Source organism: Streptomyces sp. NPDC006655 (genome assembly GCF_040703965.1).
Classification (GTDB): domain Bacteria; phylum Actinomycetota; class Actinomycetes; order Streptomycetales; family Streptomycetaceae; genus Streptomyces.
This window is the reverse complement of record NZ_JBEYJU010000254.1, coordinates 1-1,343: the sequence shown is the minus strand read 5'-3', so window position 1 is coordinate 1,343 and position 1,343 is coordinate 1. Positions and strand designations below refer to the sequence as shown.

At 67.8% G+C, this 1,343-nt stretch carries 1 protein-coding gene; it reads right to left on the bottom strand.

Annotated elements, in window-relative coordinates; translation table 11 throughout:
* Positions 1 to 141 precede the first annotated feature (141 nt).
* On the bottom strand, positions 142 to 984 hold the full coding sequence (locus tag AB0958_RS45135; protein ID WP_366896294.1) for a methyltransferase: 843 nt from the start codon (positions 982 to 984) through the stop codon (positions 142 to 144).
* Positions 985 to 1,343 lie beyond the last annotated feature (359 nt).

The window sequence follows — 1,343 nt, the reverse complement described above, 5'->3', positions numbered from 1 at the left end:
CGACGAAGGAGGCCGGGGCCGGCGAGCACGCACCGGGCCACCAACACAGCCACGCCGCCAGGCGTGACCGCTACCGCCGCCGAAACGACGGCGGCGCACCCAGCCGCCTCGGGGACCAGGTGCCCGCCGTAAAGGATCCGCTCAGAAGAGCATCCCGTCGGCGTGAGCCGCGACCACCGGCACCGGTTCGCGGACCGGCGCCGGGCGGGGCATCCGGGTTCGCTGCGGCGGCTCCGGCTTCTCCTCGAAGTCGCACACCACCACCTCGGTACGAGGTGACACACCGCGCCACTCTCCGTCATAGAACGCGGTGTCCATGCAGAGACTCCCCTCAACAAGGGTGATCCCGGTCTCCCGGTGGAACCGCTCATATGCGGTGCTGTCCTGGTCCACCCTGAACGGCTGTCCGCTGTTCCTGAACGGCGCGGACATCTGGGGAATGATGAATGCGCCCCTCCGGGCCAACCTCGATGCAACGTCGATGACGTGGAACTCGAAGTTCGGACCTCGGTAGCGCGGGCCGTTTCCGCTTCGCTCGATCCGGCCGAAGGGAGGGTTCGCCATAGCGGTGTCGAAACGGCCAAGGCCCATGCCCCCGACTTCGAGGACGTCAGCACAGATCCAGGTCGCTTCCGGTACCACCTTTCGCCCCACCTCGACGTAGACCGGATTGCGCTCGACACAGACCAACTCGGGCGAGCGCAAACCCTCGTGCGTACGGATGCGTTGCTCCAGGGCGGCATTCGCAAGGCGGCCGATGCCCGCGCAGAGGTCGATGATCCGCGCCCCGTTGACTTCAAGTCGGAAATCCCACGCGTACATCTCAGGCGTGAAGTACGCCCCGTCAAGGGCATTGCTGGTGGTGGAAGACTCCTGCCAGTGGTTGAGGACGATGTCCTTTTCGTCCTCGGTCAGGGGACCGCGCTTCTTGACCAGGGCGCACGCTTCGCGGTGCATTCGCTGCTCTTCCTTGGTCAACTTCACTTGGACTCCTTGGTGTTGAAGGTTTGGGCCTGTCGTCCGGGGGGCTGCCTCCCCCCTTCCGACATCACTAATTCTGCCTTATTTGGGGGCGGGAGTCCACCCGGGGCACCCCTCCCGGGGAGTGATCCCGATCACATGTTTTCGCAGGTCAGGACCGGTTTCCGGGCCGATTCCCGCCCCGGACCGGCGGCCGCGCGGCGGGCCTTGGCCACGGCTCACCCCCCGGGCGGGGGCTCCCCTCGGTCGGTCGGGCAGCGCACGCCCTACCCGGGTTCCGGCGGGGGGTGCCAGGCTCGCGCTTGCGCGACCGCGAAGCGGCCTGGCCTGGCGGCCCCCGCCGGGTTCCGGGTAGCCCCCTT